Genomic DNA, 21,194 nt, shown 5'->3' on the forward strand with positions numbered 1-21,194 from the left:
CCTCCGGGAAAGAGGTCGGCATTATAACCACAGCCACATCCCCAAGCACCCGCTGACAAGCCACCAGCGGCGCTCTATGATGGCGCCCCAGTCTCCAACCAGCGATTCGCAATGGCCAATCCCGCATTTTTCTGCCCGCTCACCCACGAGGGCCTGCTCGCCATCCGCGGCGTGGACGCCGCGAAGTTCCTTCAGGGCCAGCTGACCTGCAACCTGAATTATCTGGACCAGGACACCTGCAGCCTGGGGGCACGCTGCACGCCCAAGGGCCGCATGACCTCCAGCTTTCGCATCCTGGCGCAAGGGGACGGTTTTCTCCTCGCCATGGCCGCCGACCTGGTCGAGTCGCAGCTTTCCGAGCTGAAGAAGTACGCAGTGTTCTCCAAGTCCACCCTGGGCGACGAAAGCGCCTCCTGGGTTCGTTACGGCCTCAGCCAGGGCGATGGTGCCTTGCTCGCGCTCGGACTCGACCTGCCGCAAACCGCCGACAGCGTATGCCGAAATGGCCAGCTGATCGCGCTGCGCCTACCTGACGGCCGCGCCGAACTCTGGGCCGCCCAGGCCGATGCAGCCACCTTGCAGGCACGCCTCGCTGCTCAATTGCCGGAAGCGCCACTCGACGCCTGGTTGCTGGCGCAGGTTCGCGCTGGCATCGGCCAGGTGGTCAACGCGACCCGCGAGCTGTTCATCCCGCAAATGATCAACCTCCAGGCACTTGGCGGCGTCAGCTTCAAGAAAGGCTGCTACACCGGCCAGGAAATCGTTGCGCGCATGCAGTACCTGGGCAAGCTCAAGCGGCGCCTCTATCGTCTGGCCCTCACCCAGGGTGACCTGCCGACGCCCGGCATGGAGCTGTTCTCGCCCGTACATCAAAGTTCAGTTGGCGAAGTGGTCCTGGCTGCACCGGCAGAGGGTGGCTGTGAGTTGTTGGCAGTCCTGCAGGAAGACGCCGTTACCGATGGACGTATCCACCTCGGTGCGGCCGACGGACCAACGCTGTCGCTGCTGGACCTGCCCTATACCCTGGACGCTGATCGCGAGATTCAACGCTAGGTCCGTCGTCGACCTTACAAGAGAATGTCAATGAGCAAGCTTGCCGATAAAGTCCAACAGGAGCTGATCCAGGCCATCGATGACGATGCGCTGGTGCTTCCGACCTTGCCCGAAGTGGCGCTCAAGGTCCGCGAAGCCGCCGAGGATCCTGACGCCAGTATCCAAGGGCTGACCAAGGTGATCGGCAACGACGCCGCACTGACCGCTCGCATCATCAAGGTGGTGAACAGCCCGCTACTGCGCACCAACAAGGAAATCACCGACCTGCAGATGGCTATCAGCCGCCTGGGGATCAACTACACCTGCAACCTGGCCACGGGCCTTGCCATGGAGCAGATGTTCCAGGCGACCTCCGATGTGGTCGATCGCAAGATGCGCGAGGTGTGGAACAAAAGTACGGAAATCGCCGGCATCTGCCACGCGCTCTGCCGCCACTACACCCGCCTGATGCCGGACCAGGCCACGCTTGCCGGCCTTGTGCACCAGATCGGCGTGCTGCCCATCCTCACCTACGCGGAAGAACACAGTGAGTTGCTGGCGGACTCGATCAGCCTCAACCACGTGATCGAACGTATCCATCCGATCATTGGTGATCGCATCCTGCGTGCCTGGGAGTTCCCCGATCCCATTGCCGCCGTGCCGTCGCAGTATGGCGACTTCACACGCAATTCAGTGCGTGCCGACTACACCGACATCGTCCAGGTCGCCACCCTGCAGAGCTACCTGGGAAGCGGGCACCCCTACACCGAGCTCGACTGGGGTGCGATTCCTGCCTTCGCAAAACTCGGCATCGACCCGAATGTCGACATCCAGGCCGACGAAGATCTCTCCGCCGCCATGGAAGCGGCCATGAGCATGCTCCAGTAAAGGCTCGAGCGCACTCGCCCATCCAGCGCTAGACTGCGGCATCGCCTGGTGTCGCTGGATGGAGTCGAATGCGCGCGCTGCTGCTGATCCTGTGCCTCTTCTGCCATGGCTTCGCCGCCGCGGAGGAGGTGCGTCTGACCAACGGCGAGTGGGCTCCCTACCTTGGCGCACAGCTGCCTCACCACGGCGTTGCCTCCCGCATCGTCGAAGAAGCCTTCGGACTTGAAGGCGTTCAGGTCCGTTGGGAATTCTTTCCCTGGGCTCGCTCACTGCACCTGGCCGAACGCGGCGAACGTGGCGGCACGGCGGTGTGGATGCGAAGTCCTGAGCGCGAACGTCGTTTCCATATAAGCGACCCGGTCATCGAATGTAGCTACTACCTATTTCACCTCAAGGAACGTCCGCTGGAATGGCGGCGGGTGGCCGACCTTCGCGGCCTCCGCCTGGGCGGCGCCATCGATTACGACTATGGCGAGGCCTTCCAGCAGGCTGAACACGACAAGCAGCTCGAAGTGAAGCGCCTGAGCAATGAAGAGCAAGGTTTGCGCATGCTGCTTGCGGGACGTCTGGATGCATTCCCCATGGATACGGTCGTGGCCTCCGTCCTGCTCCGTGAGCGCTTCAGCGCAGCCGAAAGCGCCCGGCTCAGTTTTCACCCCAAACCTTTGCGTACCGACAGCCTTCACCTCCTGCTCTCTCGAGAGGTGGCTGGCAGTCGCGAGTTGATGGAGCGTTTCAACCGAGGGCTCGCCCGCCTGCGCAAAAGCGGAAAAGTCAGCCAGTACCTGATGGAGATCCAGCAACCCCTTGGCCTCGCCCCCTGAGGTCTTGCTAAGCCGGCGGAAAGCTGACCCGGACCAGAAGTCCTCCTGCCGCGCCATCGTGCAGACTTATTTCCGCCAGATGCGCGCGACAGATCTCGCCAACGATGGCCAATCCAAGCCCCGCTCCAGTGCCCTGAACGTTGCGCCGGTAGAAGCGCTGGAACACCTTGTCTCGCTCGTCGGCCGGAATCCCGCTACCGTCATCCTCCACTTCCAGAACGGCTGGTGCCCGAACCCGGAGCACCACATTGCCGCCTTTCGGGGTGTGAGCCAGGGCGTTATCCACTAGGTTGCAGAGCAGCTCGTTGAGCAAGGTCGGCTCCCCCATCACCCAAACCTGGTCTTCGGCCTCCAGTGCCAGGGCGATGCCCCTCGCATGGGCCAAGGGTGCCAGGGCCATGCCCAGCTCACGCGCCAACTGGCCGAGTTCGATCCGCTCGGCACCGCCCTCTGCAATAGCCCGCGCACCGCTCTCGATCCGCGCCAGCGATAACAACTGGTTGGCCAGATGGGTCAGTCGATCAGTATTCTGCGCAGCCTCTTCGAGCGTTGCGCGCCACACCACCGGGTCCTGCTCGCGCAAGCCCAGTTCGACCCGAGCCTTCAATGCGGCGAGGGGTGTGCGCAACTCGTGGGATGCGTCCGCGATGAAGTCAGCCTGGCGCTGAAAGAGACCGCGCAAGCGTTCAGTGAACTGGTTGAGGGCCTCGACCAGCGGGCGCAGCTCCCGTTGGACCGCCACCTCAGGCAGAGGGCGGAGATCGTCGGCCTGGCGCTCCTCCACGGCCATGCGCAGCTTCTGCAGCGGTCGCAAAGCGGCACTGACGGCCAGCCACACCAGCAGCAAGGCTGCGATCACCAGCAGCGCCAGCCGCCACAAACTGTCCATCAGCAGACCCCGGGCCAGGCGCTCGCGAGCGCTTTCCGTCTCAGCCACGCGTATCTCCGCAATGCCGTTGAGCCCCGGCTCGCTCACCGGCTGCAACAGGCTCACCACGCGTACGCCTACCCCTTGGTACTCGCCGTCGTAGAAACGCGCCAGCGCGGGATAGTCATCGGTCCGCCGGGTCCCTGGAGGCGGCGCCGGCAGATTCTCGTAACCGGACACCAGTTTCCCGTCGGGATCCATCACCTGGTAGAAGATTCGACCGGCGCTGTCGTAGGCAAAGATATCCAGCGCCACATAAGGAACATCCGCGTTCAACCGTCCGTCATTCTCGTAGAGGCCGTCGGCAATGGCCCGGGCCGAGGCCAGCAAGGTGCGGTCGTAGGCAGTATCCGCGGCCTCGCGTGCATTCCAGTAAGAGCTCAGGCTGGCAATCACCAGAAGCGCGCCCAGCAGCAGCGCCAGACGACGCAGCAGCCGCCCACGCAGGCTGCCGGCTTCACGCATCCTGGCTCTCCAGCAGGTAGCCCAGACCGCGGAACGTCACGATGCGCACCGGGCTGCCCTCCAGCTTCTTGCGCAGGCGGTGGATATAGATCTCGATCGCATCCGGGCTGGCCTCCTCGTCCAGGCCGAACACCTGGGAGGCCAGCTGCTCCTTGCTCATCACCCGCCCTGGCCGGGCGATCAGCGCCTCCAACACGGACTGTTCGCGGGAGGTCAGGCTGAGCACTTCATCCTCGAGGCTGAAGCGACGGGTGCCGAGGTCATAGACCAGGACGCCGCAGCGTTGCTGCTGCTCGCCGCCAAGCACGCTTCGGCGCAGCAGTGCTTTGACCCGAGCTTCCAGCTCCGTCAGCTCGAAGGGTTTGGCCAGGTAGTCATCGGCGCCCAGGTTGAGGCCATGGACCCGGTCCTTGACCTCACCCCGCGCCGTCAACATCAGCACGGGCAGGGTCTTGCCGCGCCCACGCAAGCGCGCCAGGACCTCGAATCCATCCATGCGCGGCAACCCCACATCCAGTACCGCCAATGCATAGTCCTCGCTGGCGAGGGCCAGGTCGGCGGCAATGCCGTCGTGCAGCACGTCTACCGTCCAGCCGGCGCCCTTGAGTACCTGGGCCACGCTCTCAGCCAGTTGGGGGTGGTCTTCGACCAGCAGGATTCGCACGACGAAGTCTCCGAATGGGCAGCGATCGGACTGAAGTTTAACGGCCTGACACCACCTGTGGACGCCATGTCGAAATTCTTTCTCGCTGAAAGCCTGGCGAAAGTTTCACTGCATAGCATCGCGACAAGGTGGCAAGAACCACCAAAAGAACGCCGGCCCGTGGTTGCACTGGCGTGACAAAAACAACAATGGAGACCACTCGATGCTCACTGCCGCACTACAGGCACGCCTGCCTGTTCGCACCCTCAGCCTCGCCATTGCAGGCTGCATCCTGACCCCGCTGGCCCAGGCTGACTTCATCAAGGACAGCTCGGCCACCCTGGAGGCCCGCAACATCTACCTGAATCGCGATTTCCGCGAAGGTGACGGCCAATCCAAGCGCGAAGAATGGGCACAAGGTTTCATTCTCAATCTGCAATCCGGCTACACCGAAGGCACAGTCGGCTTCGGTCTCGATGCCCTTGGCATGCTCGGCGTCAAGCTGGACTCCGGTCCCGGCCGCAGCGGTACCGACCTGCTCCCCGTCCAGGACGACGGGGGCACCCCGGACGAGTACAGCAAGCTCGGCCTGACTGCCAAGATCAAGGTTTCCGAGAGCGAACTGCGCCTCGGCACGCATATCCCCGAGCTGCCGGTGGTCAAGGCCAGCGATAGCCGCATCCTGCCCCAGGTTTTCGAGGGCGGTCTGCTCACCTCCAGCGAGATCAAGGACCTGACCTTCACCGGCGGTCGCCTCAGGGAGGTCAAGGACCGTGCCTCCACCAACTCCGAAGACCTGGCCCTGAACAACAAGAACAAGCGATTCGCCAGCGCCGCCACGGGCGACCATTTCGACCTCGCCGGTCTGGACTACGCCTTCAGCGAGCACCACACCGGCCGCTACTACGCCGCCGAACTGGACGATGTCTACCGCCAGCACTTCTTCGGCCTGCTCGCCAGTCAGCCGCTGGGCGCCGGCACCCTCAGCGCCGATCTGCGCTATGCGCTGAGCGACGACACCGGGACGGCCGCGGCAGGTAAGGTCGACAACCGCGCCCTCAACGGCATGCTCAGCTACGGCCAAGGCAGCCATAAGGTCGGCCTGGGCTACCAGCGCATGAGTGGCGACACCGGCTACGCCTACATCGATGGCAGCGACCCCTTCCTGGTCAACTTCGTGCAGATCAACGACTTCGCCAACGCCGACGAGCGCTCCTGGCAGGCCCGCTACGACTTCGACTTTGCCAGCCTCGGCGTACCCGGCCTGAGCTTCATGACCCGCTATATCAGCGGCGACAACGCGCAGATCACCGGCAGCACCGAGGAAGGTCGCGAGTGGGAACGTGATGCCGAGTTCAAGTACGTGGTGCCCAGCGGCAGCCTGAAGAACCTGACCCTGCGCGCGCGCCATGCCAGTTTTCGTTCCAACATCGCCCGCGATGCGGATGAACTGCGCCTGATCGTCAGTTACGCCCTGCCGATCTGGTGAAGCCTGAACCACAATAAAACTCCACAGGAGAACATCGATGAAAACTGCTCTCTCCCGCATTGCCCTGATCACCTCCGGCCTGCTGCTCTCGACCCAATTGCTGGCCGAACCCAAGCGCCCCGAATGCATCGCCCCGGCCAAGCCTGGTGGCGGCTTCGACCTGACCTGCAAGCTGGCCCAGAGCGGCCTGAAGGATGGCGGGCTGCTCAATGCACCGATGCGCGTCACCTACATGCCAGGCGGCGTCGGTGCGGTGGCTTACAACGCCGTGGTGGCGCAGCGACCGAAGGACGCCGGGACCATCACCGCGTTCTCCTCCGGATCCTTGCTGAACCTGGCCCAGGGCAAGTTCGGCCGCTATGACGAGAGCGCCGTGCGCTGGCTGGCCGGCATCGGCACCGACTATGGCGCCATCTCGGTTCGCGCGGACTCGCCGTACAAGACCCTGGGCGACCTGGTCGAGGCTGTGAAGAAAGACCCGGCCAGCATCGTCTTCGGCGCAGGCGCGACCATCGGCGGCCAGGACTGGATGCAAACCGCGCTGATTGCCCGCGCTGCCGGTATCGACCCGCAGAAGCTGCGCTATGTGGCCTTCGAGGGCGGTGGCGAAACACTGACCGCAATGCTCGGCGGCCACGTGCAAGTCACCAGCAGCGGCCTTGGCGAAGTCACCCCGCAACTCGCGGCCGGCAAGATCCGTGTCCTGGCCGTGCTCGCCGAGGAGCGCCTGCCCGGCAAACTGGCGAACCTGCCGACCGCCAAGGAACAGGGTTTCGATATCAGCTGGCCGGTGATCCGCGGCTTTTACATGGGCCCGGAAGTCAGCGACGAGGACTTCAACTGGTGGAAGCAGCAGTTCGACACCCTGCTGGCCAGCGAAGACTTCGCCAAGCTGCGTGAGCAACGCGACCTGTTCCCGCTGACGCTGACCGGTGACGAGCTGAAGACTTATGTCTTCGAGCAGGTGAAGCAGTACAAGCAGCTCGCAGGTGAATTTGGTCTCGCCCAGTAACTGATGCCCTCTCCCGTCGGGAGAGAGTGGTCCGATGGGCCGGGTGAGGGAGGCGCGCAAACGCAAGGCTCCCTCACCCCCGGCTCCTCTCCCCAGGGGAGAGGGGAGATCCATGCATTCCTAGGTAACTCGTCATGTACGTACGAATTTTCGCTGCGGTCTGGTTGATCGTCTGCGCGTTCCTCGCCGTGGTGGCGTGGGGCTTCCAGGCACCCTTCAGCTACGACCCGGTAGGCCCGCGCGCCTATCCGCTGCTGCTGTTATGCCTGATGGCCACAGCCGCTCTCTGGCTGATCTACAAACCCGGTGACGGCCCAGACCTGCCGATTTCCTGGCCGCTGGCGCGCAAGGTCGTGCTCTGCGTCCTGGCGTTGGTCGCCTATGCCGTGCTGTTCGAGCCACTGGGGTTCGTCGTCAGCACCACGCTGGTGGGCTTCAGCATGGGCCTGCTTTTCATGGGCCGACCACTTCCGAGTCTGGTCAGCGGCGTGTTGATGGGTGTGCTGCTCTACGGTCTGTTCGATTACCTGTTGGACGTCCCGCTGCCGCTCGGCGTGCTCGGCATCCTGGAGAACTGATATGGAAACCCTGAACTTCCTGGCCCAGGGCTTCGATGTCGCCCTGCGCCCGATCAACCTGCTGGTGGCCCTGTTCGGCGCGTTCGTCGGCACCGTCGTCGGCCTGCTGCCGGGCCTCGGTCCGATCAACGGTGTGGCTATCCTGCTGCCGCTGGCCTTCGCCCTTGGCCTGCCGCCGGAGACCGCGCTGATCTTGCTGGCTGCGGTTTACCTGGGCTGCGAATACGGCGGTCGCATCTCCGCGATCCTGCTCAACGTGCCCGGCGACGCCGCCGCGATCATGACCACCCTGGACGGTTACCCAATGGCGCGCCAAGGTAAGGCGGGCATCGCCCTGTCGCTGTCAGCCATGAGTTCCTTCATCGGCAGTACCATTGCCACCATTGGCGTGGTGCTCTTCGCACCGATGCTGGCAAACTGGGCAGTGGCTTTCGGCCCGGCCGAGTACTTCATGCTGATGGTCTTCGCCATCGCCTGCCTGGGCGGCATGGTCGGCGACAAGCCGGTGAAAACCCTGCTCTCGGCGCTGATCGGGCTGGGGCTGGCCACTGTCGGCGTGGACGCCACCACCGGCGTCTACCGCTTCACTTTCGACAGCATCGGCCTTTCTGACGGTATCCAGTTCGTCATCGTCGTCATCGGCCTGTTCAGCGTCAGCGAGGTGCTGCTGATGCTGGAGCACACGACGACTGGCCAGCAGGCGGTCAAGACCAGCGGCCGCATGCTGTTCAACTTCAAGGAGTTCACCTTCACCTGGTGGAGCAGCATTCGCAGCTCCCTGGCCGGTTTCGTGATCGGCGTGCTGCCGGGAGCCGGCGCCACCATCGCCAGTGCCATCACCTATATGAGCGAGAAGCGCATGGCGGGGAGTTCCGGCCGCTTCGGCGAGGGCGACCTGCGCGGCGTAGCGGCTCCAGAGGCCGCCAACAATGCCTCGGCTTGCGGCTCGCTGATTCCCATGCTGACCCTGGGCGTGCCAGGTTCAGGCACCACTGCCGTGATGATCGGCGCCCTGAGCCTCTACAACATCACCCCCGGCCCGCTGCTGTTCGAGCAGCAACCCGATGTGGTCTGGGGCCTGATCGCCTCGTTGTTCATCGGCAACGTCATCCTGCTGGTAATGAACATCCCGCTTGTGGGCATGTTCGCCCGCATGCTCAGCGTACCAACCTGGATCCTCGTGCCGGCGATCACCATCGTCAGCGTGGTCGGCGTCTACGCCGTGCACAGCACCACCTTTGACCTGGTGTTGATGGCGGCCCTCGGCGTATTCGGCTACCTGCTGCGCAAGATGGACTTCCCGCTGTCATCGCTGATCCTCGGCTTCGTACTGGGTGAGTTGATGGAGTCCAACCTGCGCCGCGCCCTGTCGATCACCAACGGCGATCTGGGCATTCTCTGGAGCAGCCCGATCACCATCGCCCTCTGGGCGCTGACCATTCTGATGCTGGCCCTGCCGGGCGTCCGTTGGTTGCGTGCCCGCCGGGCCAAGGCGAAGCTGGCCCATGCCTAAATGGCTCCTGACGCCCCTGGTGGGCGCCGGCGGCGGCTGGCTGGCCAGCCTGATCGGCTGGCCCTTGCCCTGGATGGTGGGCTCGCTGCTGGCGGTGATCGCCGTACGCTGCATCGGTAACAGGCCACTGGCTGAAGTACCAGGCGGGCGCAAGTGCGGGCAATGGATAGTCGGTATCGGCATCGGCCTACACTTCACCCCGGCGGTGATCGAACAGGTGCTGGCCCACAGCGGGATCATCCTGCTCGGCGCGATCGCCACCACCCTCTCCAGCGTGATCGGTATCAGCCTAATGCTGCGCAGCGGCGAGGATCGCGCCACCGCGTTCTTCGCCAGCATGCCGGGCGGCGCCAGCGAGATGGTCAACCTCGGCCAGCGTAATGGCGCGGTACTCAGCCGGGTTGCCGCCGGCCAGAGCCTGCGCCTGTTGCTGGTAGTGCTCAGCGTACCGGCGTTATTCCAATGGTTCCTCGGCGCTCCACCCGCATTGGCCCATGCGTCATCCACAGATTGGGGCTGGCTTGCCATCCTGCTGGCCGCTGGCGCAGCGCTGGCTTGGCTCATGCAGCGCTTTCACCAGCCCAACCCCTGGCTGATCGGGCCGTTGCTGGTCAGCGCAGCCTTCAGCACTGGCTTCGACCTGCAACTCGGTCTGCCAGAAGGCGGCAGTCAGTTGGGCCAATGGTTGATCGGCAGTGCGCTGGGCTGTCATTTCGACCGAGCCTTCTTCCGCCGCGCACCCTCTTTCATCACCCGCACGCTGCTCGCCACCTCGCTAGGGATGGCCTTCGCCGCGTTGGCCGCCGAGGCGCTTGGCTGGTTGGACGGGCTCGACCATCGCTCGCTGATGCTGGGGATGATGCCTGGAGGCATCGCGGAGCTCTGCTTGACCGCCGAGGCGCTGCAGCTTTCAGTGCCCTTGGTGACGGCGTTGCAGGTGTTGCGATTGTTGTTGGTGCTGTTTCTGGCCGAGCCGGTGTTCAGGCGCTGGCAGCGGCTCAAGAGCCACGCTTAGCCCGTCTTGTGCGAGCTTTTTTGTTCCGCTGAGCGTTCACACCAGATCGGCTCCCGCCACCAAATCCCCGATCATGCAGGCTATCCTCTCCCCTACCCCCCGCCCGGAGCCCCCAAATGTCCGGCCCCCTCACCATCAGGCAACTCCTGATCTGCATAGCCGCACTCCTGCTGGCCGCCTGCAGCCGCCTGGACCTGGCCTACCGCAACCTCGATCTGGCAATCCCCTGGTGGATCGACAGCTACGTCAGCCTCGACGACGCGCAGGAAGAATGGCTCGAACCCCGCCTGCAGCAACACCTGGCCTGGCACTGCAGAACCCAGCTTCCGAACTACGTCGACTGGCTTACTCACCTGCGCGAACTGGCCAACCACTCTCGACTCGAAGCCAAGGACCTGCGCGAAGAAACCACCAAAGTGCGCAGTGCCATCCAGACCATCGCCGTGGAAATCACACCGAGCGCGATCAGCCTGGCGGAAAGCCTGACGCCCAGGCAGTTGGGCGAGCTGTATGTCTCACTGGATGAGAAGAACGTGGAGATCCGCAAAAAGTACTTGGTTGGTGAGCCGGAAGAGCTGATCGAGGCCAGATCCCGGCGAATGGAGCACCGCATCCGGGATTGGTTGGGCTCGACCAGTGAACGGCAAAGCAAACGTATCCGCGACTGGGCATCATCCCAGTCGCCCTATGACCGCGCCTGGGTCGAGAATCGCGAGCTCTGGCAACGGGAGCTTCGTGCGGCACTGTACGTCCATCGTACGCCGGACTTCGCGCGGCGCCTGACGCTACTGCTGCAGCAACCAGAAGCCTTCTGGACCCGGGAGTTCCGGGAAGCCTTCGAACCTTCGGAACAAGAACTGGCCAGCCTGCTGGCCGATCTGTTCAATGCCGCTGACAGCACGCAGCGCTACCACCTGCGGGAGCGCCTGAGCGGGATGATCAGCGACCTTCGCAACCAGTCCTGCTATCCCAAATAGGACCGGGCACCGTCTCAGAGCGTAGGCAAGCTCCAGTCGACGGGCTCCAGACCGTGCTGGACAAGGAACTTATTGCAGCGACTGAAGTGGCCATTGCCCAGGAAGCCCCGATAAGCTGAAAGCGGCGACGGGTGAGCGGACTTCAGGATCAGGTGTTTGGTGGGGTCGATCAGCCGCTCCTTGCCCTGGGCGTGTGAGCCCCAGAGCAGGAACACGAGGTGCGGGCGTTGCTGGCTCACGACTTCGATCACCTTGTCGGTGAAGTGCTGCCAGCCAGCCGCGGCGTGGGAACCGGCCTTGGCCTGTTCGACGGTGAGGGAGGTGTTGAGCAACAGCACGCCCTGCTCCGCCCATGACTGCAGGTAGCCATGACTGGGGATGTCGATGTTCAGGTCGCGCTTGAGTTCCTTGTAGATGTTCTGCAAGGACGGCGGCGCCGGAACCCCCGGCTGCACCGAGAAGCACAGGCCATGTGCCTGACCCGGTCCGTGGTACGGGTCCTGGCCGATGATGACGACTTTCACCTTTTCCAACGGCGTGGAGTTGAGTGCGTTGAAGATCAGCGGCCCCGGCGGGAAAATCACCTTGCCTACTGCTTTCTCCTGGCGCAGGAACTCGCCCAGGGCCTTCATATAAGGCTTTTCGAACTCCTCACGCAGGGCTTCTTTCCAGCTCGGCTCGAGCTTGATGCGGTTGTCGCTTTCAGTCATCACTTTCAGGTTTCCGTGGCGCATGCCGGGGCGGTTCCCGCCCGATGGTCGGGCACCCTAAAAAATGCCCACTACCCTTGTCAATCAAGGACGGTTGGAGTTCATCGGAATGGATAATCGACATGATGCGGTGAAGCAAGAACTGGGCAACCATTTTTCCACGGGAGCCGCTGCGCTCCCGCCGCTACCGCCAAACTCCCAACGACTGCGCCACTGGTCGGCCAGCGAAGCACCCCAGCCCGCGCAGACCGACCAACTCCTGCGGCACGATCCGCTGCTGGAGAGCCGACTGCAACACTTCGCGGCGCTGCACCTGCGTCACCATCCTGATGACGAGGCAGACCTCAGCGAACTTGTCGCGCAGTTGGGGCCGCAGCACCTTGGCCATCTGGTGCTTGCCTTAGAATTGTGTTGCCCCTCCGAAATCCGGGAGCCTCGTTTGCAGAAAGTGCTCAACAAACGCTGGGCTCTCTCCCTGCGGCGCGCCGCCTTGAGCGCAGGGCTGGCCCAACACGTGCCCCATCTGGATAGCGTCGATGCCTTGCTGGCTGGCCTTGTGCAAGACATCGGCTGCCACCCACTCCTCGAGGAGTTGCAACACTGGCCCCAGGTATCGCGGCTGGAATGCGACCTGCAACGCCTCTGCGACCAGCTCTCGGCCGAGCTGGGTGCCATGCTGCTCAGCGCCTGGCAACTGGAACCTGCCCTGGTCGATTGCGCGCGCTTGCGCCGTGACTGGTGCCGTCAGCACAAAGGACCGGCTGACCTCGCAGATGTCGTCCAGGTTGCCGATCAGTTGCTCGAGGAACCCCGCGATGACGACCGTCTCGCGCGACTTCCCGCTTTCCAGCGCCTGCTGCTGCCGCCCCCCCGAGAGCTGCGGCCCGAGCTGGCAGAATCGGTGGCTCTCTGGCTCAAGCTGCTGGGTGGTCGTCCAAACGAAGTCGACTGACCAACTGCAGCGCCGCCCTTCCCTCCCCCAAATCCTCTCCCGATAAGGAGTTGGGGCAGTTGGTGTGATGCTGGAGATTCTCACGAACCGCTTGCCTCCCCTCTCCCCCTGGGAGAGGGGCCGGGGGCGTGAGGGTGGCCGAACCGCAACAAAAATACCTCCGCGAACCCCCGATCAACCCTGGTGCAGCGCCCGATAATGACTCGGCGCCATGCCCACCACCTTGCGGAAAAGGCGCGAGAAGTAATAGACGTCCTCGTAGCCCAGTTGCTCGGCAATCTGACGCACACCCTGGTTGCCCTCATCGAGCAACCGGCAGGCGTGGGCCATCTTCAGCTGGATGAAGTCCTGGATCGGCGCGTGGCCAGTCAGCGCACGGTAGGTTTTGGCGAAATGGAAGCGAGAAAGCTTGAACTGCGCCGCCAGCTGATCGAGGTTGAGGCTGTCATGCAGATGGGCGCGCATGACGGCCTGCACGGCATCCACGTCCAGGACCCGGCCCGATTTCAGGAACCCGCGCACCGGCAGTACCGCAAGCGAAGTCAGCAGTGTCTGCAGCTGATGGGCAGCGTGAACGAAGTGCGGCAAGTTGAGCCCCTGCCGACGCAGGCCAAGCAGTGCATCGAAATCCGCTAGCAGGCGCGGCAGCACGCCGATACGGCGCAACGCGGCCGGCCCCAAGGGGCGGAGGTATTCCTCCACCAGCTCACCCTCGAAGTGGACCCAATAGATACTCCATGGCCGCTGCGAATCAGCGCCATAGGCGTGGGCCTGTCCCCTGGGCAGCAGCAGCAGGTCGCCGCCGCCCACCTCGAATCGTCCATCCCCGGTCTCCAGCCAGCCTTGCCCAGCGCGGCAGTAGATCAGCAGGTGATCCTCAGGTTCGAACCGTTCCATGCGATGCCCCACGGCTTCTGGGTAAAACCCCAGCGCCAAGGGGTAACAGCCCGCCGTCAGCGGGTGGCGGGCCAGCGAGCGGCGCAGGCGCGGCGGCGTGGTGAAGCGCACGCCGTTTGCCGGCAGCGGCCAGTTGGAGGTCTCGACGGAGCGGCTCATGGGGGCTCTTGAAGTCATCAGCAATAGCAAGATCGTCCATCCCCCACCCAAGATCGTCAATCCACATCTACGCTGGTGGCAGCTATAAGAACAAAAAACAACAAGTCCCGCCTTCCGGCTGGAGGACAAGATGGCCAAGGTAATCCCGCTACTGATCGGCGGCGAATGGCGTGAAAGCCGCTCTCGCGAGCTGATCGAAATCACCGACCCGGCAACCCAGGAAGTCCTCGCCCTGGCACCCAAGGCCACGGCGGAGGAAATCGAGGAAGCGGTCGCCAGTGCCAAACAGGCCTTCCAGGACTGGCGCGAAGTCCCGGTCCCCGAACGTGCCCGCTTGATGCTGCGCTACCAGCAGCTGCTCAAGGACCATCACGACGAACTGGCCGAACTGCTCGCCAGCGATACCGGCAAGACCTTCGCCGATGCCAAGGGCGACGTGTGGCGTGGCATCGAGGTGGTCGAACACGCGGCCAACGTCGCCAGCCTGATGATGGGCGAGACGGTGGAGAACGTCGCCCGCGAGATCGATACCGCCAGTTGGGTCCAGCCGCTCGGCGTTTGCGTCGGCATCACGCCCTTCAACTTCCCGGCGATGATCCCGTTGTGGATGTTTCCGCTGGCCATCGCCTGCGGCAACACCTTCGTCCTCAAGCCTTCCGAACAGGACCCGCTGACACCCAACCGCCTGGCTGAACTGTTCCTCGAGGCCGGTGCACCCAAAGGCGTACTGCAAGTCATCCATGGCGGCCGCGAACAGGTGGACGCCCTGCTTACCCACCCGGATGTCCGCGCCATTTCCTTCGTCGGCTCGGTGCCGGTGGGCCAGCACATCTACCGCACCGGTACCTCGCACCTCAAGCGCGTTCAGGCCTTCGCCGGCGCCAAGAACCACATGGTGGTCCTGCCTGACGCCCACAAGGACCAGGTGCTGAGCAACCTCGTCGGCGCCAGCTGCGGTGCTGCGGGGCAGCGCTGTATGGCCATCAGCGTGGCGGTATTCGTCGGTGAGGCGCGACAATGGATTCCCGAGCTGGCCAAGCAGATGGTTGAACTGCGCCCCGGTCCTTGGCAGGACGGCCATGCCGCCTATGGCCCGCTGATCAGCCAGCAGGCTCGGCAGCGTGTATTGCGGTTGATCGCCGAAGGCAAGGCGGAAGGCGCCGAGTGCCTGCTGGACGGCTCGCACTGCCAGGTCCCCGGTTATCCGAACGGCAACTGGCTGGGCCCAACGCTGTTCCGCGGTGTGACGGCGAAAATGGGCCTCTACCGTGAGGAGATCTTCGGTCCGGTGCTGATCTGCATGGAAGTGGACAGCCTGGAAGAGGCCATCGCCCTGGTCAACGCCAACCCATACGGCAATGGAACCAGCCTGTTCACCCGCTCAGGCGGCGCTGCGCGACACTTCCAGCACGCCGTGGAGGTCGGTCAGGTGGGCATCAACGTACCGATCCCGGTGCCCCTTCCCTTCTTCTCCTTCACCGGCTGGAAGGGCTCGTTCTATGGCGATTTGCACGCGTACGGCAAACAGGCGGTGCGCTTTTACACAGAGACCAAGACGGTCACCAGCCGCTGGTTCGACGACACGCCGGTTACCGGCCCCAACATGACCATCCACTTGAAATAGGCCCGTAGGAGCGAGCTCCGCTCGCGAAAGCTCCGGAACAAGGTTCGCGAGCAAAGCTTGCTCCTACACGTGATCAAGGCAGAGAACATGGATTTCGACCTGAACGAGGAACAGCGCCTGCTGGTGGAGAGCGCCCGCGCCTTCGCCAGCCACGAACTGGCTCCCGGAGCGGCGGACTGGGACCGCGACCATCACTTCCCGGTAGACGTGATCCGCCGCGCCGCCGAGCAGGGTTATCTGGCGCTCTACATCAATGAAGAAGACGGTGGCCTGGGGCTTTCACGCCTCAGCGCATCGCTGATCTTCGAGCAATTGGCGGCCGGATGCGTGGCCACCACCGCTTATCTGACCATTCACAACATGGCCGCCTGGATGCTCGCCTCGTTCGGCGATGCCGAACTCAAGGCGAGCTGGCTGCCCGGCCTGGTCGGTAGCGAGCTGCTGGCGTCCTACTGCCTGACCGAGCCGGATGCCGGCTCCGACGCTGCTCACCTGCGCACGCGTGCGCGCCGCGATGGCAATGACTATGTGCTCGATGGCAGCAAATGTTTCATTTCCGGCGCTGGCAGCACGCAGGTGCTGATCGTCATGGCGCGTACAGGTCAAGACGGCGCCAAGGGCATCTCCTGTTTCCTGGTGCCGGCCGATGCCGAAGGCGTCCGCTATGGGCGCAACGAAGACAAGATGGGCTGGCGCGCCCAACCGACCCGCACCATCACCTTCGAAGGCGTGCGCATCCCGGTGGGCAACCGCATCGGCCCCGAGGGCCAGGGGTTCGTCTACGCCATGAAAGGCCTGGACGGCGGCCGGCTGAATATCGCCAGCTGTTCCCTCGGCGCGGCCCAGGCAGCCCTGGAGCAGAGCCTGCGCTATGTGGAGGAACGCAAGCAGTTCGGCAAGCCACTGGCCGAGTTCCAGGCGCTGCAATTCAAGCTCGCCGACATGCTCACCGCGCTTACCGCCAGCCGGCAGATGGTGCGCCTGGCCGCCCACCGGCTGGACCAGCGGCATGCCGAGGCCAGTCTCTACTGCGCCATGGCCAAGCGTTTTGCAACCGATCAGTGCTTCGAACTATGCAACGATGCGTTGCAGCTGCACGGCGGCTACGGCTACCTGAACGACTATCCTCTGGAGCGCTGGGTGCGTGATACCCGGGTGCACCAGATCCTTGAAGGCACCAATGAAATCATGCGCGTCATCATGGCGCGCCGTTTACTGGAACAGGGCGGCATGCTTGACCGCCTGCTGTGAGGAGAACCTGATGACCACTGCCGTTGAACAGTACCAACCCGGCGTATTCGACCTGACCCACAAGCTGACCGTGGAGAAGCATGGGCACACCGCGCTGCTCACCATCAACCATCCGCCGGCCAACACCTGGGATCGCGAATCGCTGATCGGCCTCAAGCAGCTGATCGAGCATCTCAACCACGACGACAACATCTACGCCCTGGTAATCACCGGCCAGGGGCAGAAGTTCTTCAGTGCCGGGGCCGACCTCAACCTGTTCGCCGACGGCGACAAGGCCCGCGCGCGGGAAATGGCCCGCCGTTTTGGCGAAGCCTTCGAAGCGCTGCGCGATTTCCGTGGTGTTTCCATCGCCGCGATCAATGGCTACGCCATGGGTGGTGGCCTGGAATGCGCCCTGGCCTGCGACATCCGCATTGCCGAACGCCAGGCCCAGATGGCCTTGCCGGAAGCGACCGTGGGCCTGCTGCCCTGCGCTGGCGGCACCCAGGCCCTGCCGTGGCTGATCGGCGAAGGCTGGGCAAAGCGCATGATCCTCTGTGGCGAACGGGTCGATGCTGAAACCGCGCTGCGCATCGGCTTGGTGGAACAAGTGGTGGACAGCGGCGAAGCACGTGGCACGGCCCTGCTGCTTGCGGCCAAGGTCGCGCGCCAGAGCCCGGTGGCCGTGCGCACCATCAAGCCGCTGATCCAGGGTGCGCGCGAACGCGGACCGAACGGCTGGTTGCCCGAGGAGCGGGAGCGCTTCGTCGACCTGTTCGACGCCGATGACACCCGCGAAGGCGTCAATGCCTTCCTGGAAAAACGCGATCCGCACTGGCGCAACAAGTAATCAAGAGCGCGACGAGAACGACCATGAATGTGAGTTTTGAAGAACGAATTGGCCTGCATGGCGCCCGTATCGGCATCGCCAGCCTGGATGCCGAAAGCAGCCTCAACGCCCTGTCCATGCCGATGATCGAGGCGCTGGATGCCAAGCTGCGCGCCTGGGCGGACGACCCTGAAATCGTCTGCGTCCTGCTGCGCGGCAACGGGCCCAAGGCCTTCTGTGCCGGTGGGGACGTGCGCCAACTGGTGGACGCCTGTCGCGAACACCCGGGCGAAGTGCCGCCGCTGGCGGGTCGCTTCTTCGCCGACGAGTACCGCCTCGACCATCGCATCCACACCTACCCCAAGCCACTGATCTGCTGGGCCCACGGCCATGTGCTGGGCGGTGGCATGGGGCTGATGCAGGGTGCCTCGATTCGCATCGTCACGCCGTCCAGCCGCCTGGGTATGCCGGAGATCAACATTGGCCTCTACCCTGACGTCGGCGGCAGCTGGTTCCTGGCTCGCCTGCCCGGCAAGCTGGGCCTGTTCCTCGGCCTCGGTGCGAGCACCATCAACGCACATGACGCGCTGGACCTCGACCTCGCCGACCGCTTCCTGCTCGATGACCAGCAGGACGCCTTGCTCGCCGGCCTGGTACAGCTCAACTGGCGCGACAAACCGCAGGCCCAGCTCAACAGCCTGCTCAAGGCGCTGGAGCATGAGGCCCGTGGCCAGCTACCCGAGGCCCAATGGCTGCCCCGGCGCAAGCGTATCGACGAGTTGCTGGACGTCGCCGATCTGCCTTCGGCCTGGAAGGCCATGACAGCGCTGCAACACGACAGCGACGTGCCACTGGCCCGCGCCGCCAAGACCCTCGCCGCCGGCTGCCCACTCACTGCGCATCTGGTCTGGGAGCAGATCCGCCGAGCCAAACACCTGTCCCTGGCCGATGTGTTCCGCATGGAATATGCGATGAGCCTGAACTGCTGCCGCCACCCGGAGTTTCCCGAAGGCGTGCGCGCCCGGCTGATCGACAAGGACAATGCCCCGCGCTGGCACTGGCCGGACGTCGCGGCCATTCCACAAGCTGTGATCGAGGCGCACTTCGAGCCAGTCTGGGAAGGGCCCCACCCGCTGCAGGACCTTTGATCCAAGAGACGGAGCAGGCCACCGGCCTGCTTCAACGCAAAGGAGACGCACGATGAGCAAGATCGCCTTTATCGGCCTTGGACACATGGGCTTGCCCATGGCCCGCAACCTGCTCAAGGCCGGCCATGAACTCAAGGTCTACGACCTGGTACAGGAGGCCATCGACGAGTTGGCCGCAGAAGGTGCCAAGGCCGCCCGGGATGCTCGCGATGCGGTTGCGGGCATGCAGGTGGTGATCACCATGCTGCCGGCCAGCAAGCATGTCGAAGGGTTGCTGCTGGGTGAAGGCGGCCTGCTGGAAAGCATCACAACCGGCAGCCTCGTGCTGGAATGCTCGACCATTGCGCCGGACTCCGCCCGCAAGGTTCACGCGGCCGCCAAGGCTCGGGGCATCGAAATGCTGGACGCGCCGGTTTCCGGTGGCACCGCCGGCGCCGCCGCTGGAACCCTGACTTTCATGGTCGGTGGCGACGCGGCGGCACTGGAGAAGGCCCGCCCGCTCTTTGCTGCCATGGGCAAGAACATCTTCCACGCCGGCCCCGATGGTGCTGGCCAGGTCGCCAAGGTGTGCAACAACCAGTTGCTCGCCGTGCAGATGATCGGCACCGCCGAGTCGATGGCCCTGGGGGTCGCCAACGGCCTGGACCCGACGACGCTGGCAGAAATCATGCGCCAGAGCTCGGGTGGCAACTGGGTGCTGGAACGCTACAACCCCTGGCCCGGCGTGATGCTCAATGCACCGGCGAGCAAGGATTACGATGGCGGATTCATGGCCGAACTGATGGCCAAGGACCTCGGCCTGGCCCAGGAAACCGCACAGCACAGCCTGAGCAGTACGCCCATGGGCGCCCTGGCGTTGCAGCTCTATCGCCTGCTGCTCAAGCAGGGCAAGGGCAAGAAAGACTTCTCGGTGGTGCAGAAGCTGTTCACGGAGTGAGCCGGCAAACTGGCCGCTGCCGAAGCTCGACGTCAGCTGCGCCCAAGGGGCGTCTACGACAGAAGCCATTTTCTGGGCTTCAATGAGAAAGCAGCGGCAAGCGGGTCCCATCACACTGCGCGTCAACAGGGAGAAGCCAGACAATGCTCCATATCCAACGCGACGATCAGGGACGTTTGATCCGTGTGGAGGCAGACCCATTCGACGGCTCCAACGGAACGCTTCAGCCCGATGCCCCGGAAGTCCAGACTTGGTACAAGCGACTCGAAGTCCAGAACAGGCTGCTGCAACTCAAGCAAAGCGACCTGGATATGATCCGGGTGCTCGACGACCTGATCGAGGTACTGATGAGGCAGGGCATCATCCGCATCACGGATCTCCCCGCCGCCGCCCAGTCCAAGTTGCTCAGCCGCACCCAGGCACGGGAAAACCTCGGAGGCCTCGACCGTCTGATCGAGGACGAAGATTCCGGGGTTATCTGAAGCCCAGTGCTCAGCGCGTGCCACGCAAGTGAAGAATGCCGAACAACAGCACCTGAATGCGCTCCAGCCAGGGGAATGGCCGGCTCCTGATACGCCGATCGAACAGCATGGCCTCGGCGATGTACGCCAACAGCACGGCCACCAGCCCCAACATTGCCAGTGCGCCTTCGGCGAACGACAGGACGTGCATAGGATTTCTCCGAGGATGGACTGGCCTCGCAGTCTGCCTCGCCCCGCCCCGGCTGCCCTCTGCACTTGAGGTGGGCCAATGCACTTTGCACCTGCTACCCCGCAAGCGGGCAGGCAGGTGCAGAGCATCATGGAGAGGGATTAGTAACGATTGCGCTGCGACCAGTCGCTCCGATCATGGCGCATTGGATTGTTATGCGGACGAGCCTTGTAACCCGTCTGGACCTGGTAGTGGCCCGGGTTGTTCTGTCCCCAACTCTTCAGCCGCGGCGTGTAGTCATGGCGGCGTTCCTGATAATTGTCGTACCGCGGCTGATAGCGGCGGTCGTAGCGATAATTGTGATCACGGTCGTCATAGCGCCGGTCATGACGGTATTGGTAAGGCGGCTTATGGCGGGGTGGGTTGTAGTAAGGCTGGTTGTGGTACTTGCTGCGCTTGTCGTAATAGCGATGGGTGCCATAGCGGCGTTCATCCGCGATGTAATAGTCCGAGCGTGGGGCGTCGTAATGGTGATAGACCCGGTAATCGCCACCATCGTAATAACGGCCACGGTAATCGTCATAGTCATAGTCGTAAACCGCACAACCGCTCAGGGTCAGACTCAGCACGGCGAGTAAGAATGCTCGATAAGACATGGCGGCCTCCTTCGACCGCAAGGATGGTGCAGACCGA

Annotated in this window: 22 protein-coding genes; 16 read left to right on the plus strand and 6 right to left on the minus strand. The window is 63.8% G+C overall.

Annotated elements, in window-relative coordinates; all coding sequences use genetic code 11:
* Positions 1-111: 111 nt before the first annotated feature.
* From ygfZ to J7302_RS11920, 3 genes are all read left to right on the plus strand, one after another.
* Positions 112-1,053, plus strand: a complete 942-nt coding sequence (gene ygfZ / locus J7302_RS11910) for a CAF17-like 4Fe-4S cluster assembly/insertion protein YgfZ (RefSeq protein WP_215374326.1) — start codon at positions 112-114, stop codon at positions 1,051-1,053.
* A gap of 30 nt (positions 1,054-1,083) precedes the next feature.
* On the plus strand, positions 1,084-1,920 hold the full coding sequence (locus J7302_RS11915) for an HDOD domain-containing protein (RefSeq protein ID WP_215374329.1): 837 nt from the start codon (positions 1,084-1,086) through the stop codon (positions 1,918-1,920).
* 68 nt (positions 1,921-1,988) lie between these two features.
* The gene (locus J7302_RS11920; RefSeq protein ID WP_215374332.1) at positions 1,989-2,744 is read left to right on the plus strand and encodes a substrate-binding periplasmic protein; all 756 of its coding nucleotides are present in this window, start codon (positions 1,989-1,991) and stop codon (positions 2,742-2,744) included.
* A gap of 7 nt (positions 2,745-2,751) precedes the next feature.
* Here the strand turns inward: J7302_RS11920 and J7302_RS11925 are convergent, their stop codons facing one another.
* Together J7302_RS11925 and J7302_RS11930 are read right to left on the minus strand one after the other, a co-directional pair.
* The gene (locus tag J7302_RS11925) at positions 2,752-4,137 is read right to left on the minus strand and encodes a sensor histidine kinase (protein ID WP_215374335.1); all 1,386 of its coding nucleotides are present in this window, start codon (positions 4,135-4,137) and stop codon (positions 2,752-2,754) included.
* On the minus strand, positions 4,130-4,801 hold the full coding sequence (locus tag J7302_RS11930) for a response regulator (RefSeq protein WP_215374338.1): 672 nt from the start codon (positions 4,799-4,801) through the stop codon (positions 4,130-4,132). The genes J7302_RS11925 and J7302_RS11930 overlap by 8 nt, the downstream gene beginning before the upstream one ends.
* Positions 4,802-5,003: 202 nt before the next feature.
* Here J7302_RS11930 and J7302_RS11935 point away from each other — a divergent pair, with 202 nt between their 5' ends.
* From J7302_RS11935 to J7302_RS11960, 6 genes are all read left to right on the plus strand, one after another.
* Positions 5,004-6,269, plus strand: coding sequence for an OprD family porin (locus tag J7302_RS11935; protein ID WP_215374342.1), 1,266 nt, complete (start codon positions 5,004-5,006; stop codon positions 6,267-6,269).
* A gap of 37 nt (positions 6,270-6,306) precedes the next feature.
* A complete protein-coding gene (locus J7302_RS11940) occupies positions 6,307-7,281 on the plus strand; it encodes a Bug family tripartite tricarboxylate transporter substrate binding protein (protein WP_215374345.1) in 975 nt (324 codons plus the stop codon).
* Between the two features lie 134 nt (positions 7,282-7,415).
* A complete protein-coding gene (locus J7302_RS11945) occupies positions 7,416-7,859 on the plus strand; it encodes a tripartite tricarboxylate transporter TctB family protein (protein WP_215374348.1) in 444 nt (147 codons plus the stop codon).
* A gap of 1 nt (position 7,860) precedes the next feature.
* Positions 7,861-9,372, plus strand: coding sequence for a tripartite tricarboxylate transporter permease (locus J7302_RS11950; protein WP_215374351.1), 1,512 nt, complete (start codon positions 7,861-7,863; stop codon positions 9,370-9,372).
* Entirely contained in the window at positions 9,365-10,387 is a 1,023-nt protein-coding gene (locus J7302_RS11955; protein WP_215374354.1) for an AbrB family transcriptional regulator, read from the plus strand. Before J7302_RS11950 ends, J7302_RS11955 begins: the two co-directional genes overlap by 8 nt.
* A 116-nt stretch (positions 10,388-10,503) precedes the next feature.
* Entirely contained in the window at positions 10,504-11,364 is an 861-nt protein-coding gene (locus tag J7302_RS11960) for a DUF6279 family lipoprotein (RefSeq protein WP_215374357.1), read from the plus strand.
* A gap of 14 nt (positions 11,365-11,378) precedes the next feature.
* Here J7302_RS11960 and ung read toward each other — a convergent pair whose 3' ends face one another.
* Positions 11,379-12,074, minus strand: coding sequence for a uracil-DNA glycosylase (gene ung, locus J7302_RS11965; protein ID WP_215374765.1), 696 nt, complete (start codon positions 12,072-12,074; stop codon positions 11,379-11,381).
* 109 nt (positions 12,075-12,183) lie between these two features.
* On the opposite strand from ung, the gene J7302_RS11970 reads away from it, so the two are divergent.
* A complete protein-coding gene (locus J7302_RS11970) occupies positions 12,184-13,026 on the plus strand; it encodes an HDOD domain-containing protein (RefSeq protein WP_215374360.1) in 843 nt (280 codons plus the stop codon).
* Between the two features lie 174 nt (positions 13,027-13,200).
* Here the strand turns inward: J7302_RS11970 and J7302_RS11975 are convergent, their stop codons facing one another.
* A complete protein-coding gene (locus tag J7302_RS11975) occupies positions 13,201-14,082 on the minus strand; it encodes an AraC family transcriptional regulator (protein WP_215374363.1) in 882 nt (293 codons plus the stop codon).
* Between the two features lie 130 nt (positions 14,083-14,212).
* On the opposite strand from J7302_RS11975, the gene J7302_RS11980 reads away from it, so the two are divergent.
* The 6 genes from J7302_RS11980 (at position 14,213) to J7302_RS12005 (ending at position 20,332) form a co-directional block, all read left to right on the plus strand.
* Entirely contained in the window at positions 14,213-15,706 is a 1,494-nt protein-coding gene (locus J7302_RS11980; protein ID WP_215374366.1) for a CoA-acylating methylmalonate-semialdehyde dehydrogenase, read from the plus strand.
* 87 nt (positions 15,707-15,793) lie between these two features.
* The gene (locus J7302_RS11985) at positions 15,794-16,957 is read left to right on the plus strand and encodes an isobutyryl-CoA dehydrogenase (protein ID WP_215374369.1); all 1,164 of its coding nucleotides are present in this window, start codon (positions 15,794-15,796) and stop codon (positions 16,955-16,957) included.
* Between the two features lie 10 nt (positions 16,958-16,967).
* A complete protein-coding gene (locus J7302_RS11990) occupies positions 16,968-17,786 on the plus strand; it encodes an enoyl-CoA hydratase (RefSeq protein ID WP_215374372.1) in 819 nt (272 codons plus the stop codon).
* Between the two features lie 23 nt (positions 17,787-17,809).
* Positions 17,810-18,913, plus strand: coding sequence for an enoyl-CoA hydratase/isomerase family protein (locus tag J7302_RS11995; RefSeq protein WP_215374376.1), 1,104 nt, complete (start codon positions 17,810-17,812; stop codon positions 18,911-18,913).
* Positions 18,914-18,965: 52 nt separating this feature from the next.
* The gene (gene mmsB, locus J7302_RS12000; protein ID WP_215374379.1) at positions 18,966-19,850 is read left to right on the plus strand and encodes a 3-hydroxyisobutyrate dehydrogenase; all 885 of its coding nucleotides are present in this window, start codon (positions 18,966-18,968) and stop codon (positions 19,848-19,850) included.
* Positions 19,851-19,993: 143 nt separating this feature from the next.
* On the plus strand, positions 19,994-20,332 hold the full coding sequence (locus tag J7302_RS12005) for a tryptophan synthase subunit beta (RefSeq protein WP_215374382.1): 339 nt from the start codon (positions 19,994-19,996) through the stop codon (positions 20,330-20,332).
* Between the two features lie 10 nt (positions 20,333-20,342).
* Here the strand turns inward: J7302_RS12005 and J7302_RS12010 are convergent, their stop codons facing one another.
* Both J7302_RS12010 and J7302_RS12015 read right to left on the minus strand, forming a co-directional pair.
* Positions 20,343-20,522 (minus strand): hypothetical protein, encoded by a 180-nt coding sequence (locus J7302_RS12010; RefSeq protein WP_215374385.1) that lies wholly within the window; start codon positions 20,520-20,522, stop codon positions 20,343-20,345.
* 140 nt (positions 20,523-20,662) lie between these two features.
* Positions 20,663-21,157 carry a hypothetical protein gene (locus J7302_RS12015; protein ID WP_215374388.1) on the minus strand — a complete coding sequence of 165 codons (495 nt, stop codon included), beginning with the start codon at positions 21,155-21,157 and terminating at the stop codon, positions 20,663-20,665.
* Between the last annotated feature and the right edge of the window lie 37 nt (positions 21,158-21,194).

Origin of the sequence: Metapseudomonas boanensis (assembly GCF_018704125.1) — a bacterium.
Lineage (GTDB): Bacteria > Pseudomonadota > Gammaproteobacteria > Pseudomonadales > Pseudomonadaceae > Metapseudomonas > Metapseudomonas boanensis.

Excerpts from the sequence above, each read along its gene's own strand:
- ygfZ (WP_215374326.1), top strand. The coding sequence starts at position 112 with ATGGCCAATCCCGCATTTTTCTGCCCGCTCACCCACGAGGGCCTGCTC.
- J7302_RS11915 (WP_215374329.1), top strand. The coding sequence starts at position 1,084 with ATGAGCAAGCTTGCCGATAAAGTCCAACAGGAGCTGATCCAGGCCATC.
- J7302_RS11920 (WP_215374332.1), top strand. The coding sequence starts at position 1,989 with ATGCGCGCGCTGCTGCTGATCCTGTGCCTCTTCTGCCATGGCTTCGCC.
- J7302_RS11925 (WP_215374335.1), bottom strand. The coding sequence starts at position 4,137 with ATGCGTGAAGCCGGCAGCCTGCGTGGGCGGCTGCTGCGTCGTCTGGCG.
- J7302_RS11935 (WP_215374342.1), top strand. The coding sequence starts at position 5,004 with ATGCTCACTGCCGCACTACAGGCACGCCTGCCTGTTCGCACCCTCAGC.
- J7302_RS11940 (WP_215374345.1), top strand. The coding sequence starts at position 6,307 with ATGAAAACTGCTCTCTCCCGCATTGCCCTGATCACCTCCGGCCTGCTG.
- J7302_RS11945 (WP_215374348.1), top strand. The coding sequence starts at position 7,416 with ATGTACGTACGAATTTTCGCTGCGGTCTGGTTGATCGTCTGCGCGTTC.
- J7302_RS11950 (WP_215374351.1), top strand. The coding sequence starts at position 7,861 with ATGGAAACCCTGAACTTCCTGGCCCAGGGCTTCGATGTCGCCCTGCGC.
- J7302_RS11955 (WP_215374354.1), top strand. The coding sequence starts at position 9,365 with ATGCCTAAATGGCTCCTGACGCCCCTGGTGGGCGCCGGCGGCGGCTGG.
- J7302_RS11960 (WP_215374357.1), top strand. The coding sequence starts at position 10,504 with ATGTCCGGCCCCCTCACCATCAGGCAACTCCTGATCTGCATAGCCGCA.
- ung (WP_215374765.1), bottom strand. The coding sequence starts at position 12,074 with ATGACTGAAAGCGACAACCGCATCAAGCTCGAGCCGAGCTGGAAAGAA.
- J7302_RS11970 (WP_215374360.1), top strand. The coding sequence starts at position 12,184 with ATGGATAATCGACATGATGCGGTGAAGCAAGAACTGGGCAACCATTTT.
- J7302_RS11975 (WP_215374363.1), bottom strand. The coding sequence starts at position 14,082 with ATGAGCCGCTCCGTCGAGACCTCCAACTGGCCGCTGCCGGCAAACGGC.
- J7302_RS11980 (WP_215374366.1), top strand. The coding sequence starts at position 14,213 with ATGGCCAAGGTAATCCCGCTACTGATCGGCGGCGAATGGCGTGAAAGC.
- J7302_RS11985 (WP_215374369.1), top strand. The coding sequence starts at position 15,794 with ATGGATTTCGACCTGAACGAGGAACAGCGCCTGCTGGTGGAGAGCGCC.
- J7302_RS11990 (WP_215374372.1), top strand. The coding sequence starts at position 16,968 with ATGACCACTGCCGTTGAACAGTACCAACCCGGCGTATTCGACCTGACC.
- J7302_RS11995 (WP_215374376.1), top strand. The coding sequence starts at position 17,810 with ATGAATGTGAGTTTTGAAGAACGAATTGGCCTGCATGGCGCCCGTATC.
- mmsB (WP_215374379.1), top strand. The coding sequence starts at position 18,966 with ATGAGCAAGATCGCCTTTATCGGCCTTGGACACATGGGCTTGCCCATG.
- J7302_RS12005 (WP_215374382.1), top strand. The coding sequence starts at position 19,994 with ATGCTCCATATCCAACGCGACGATCAGGGACGTTTGATCCGTGTGGAG.
- J7302_RS12010 (WP_215374385.1), bottom strand. The coding sequence starts at position 20,522 with ATGCACGTCCTGTCGTTCGCCGAAGGCGCACTGGCAATGTTGGGGCTG.
- J7302_RS12015 (WP_215374388.1), bottom strand. The coding sequence starts at position 21,157 with ATGTCTTATCGAGCATTCTTACTCGCCGTGCTGAGTCTGACCCTGAGC.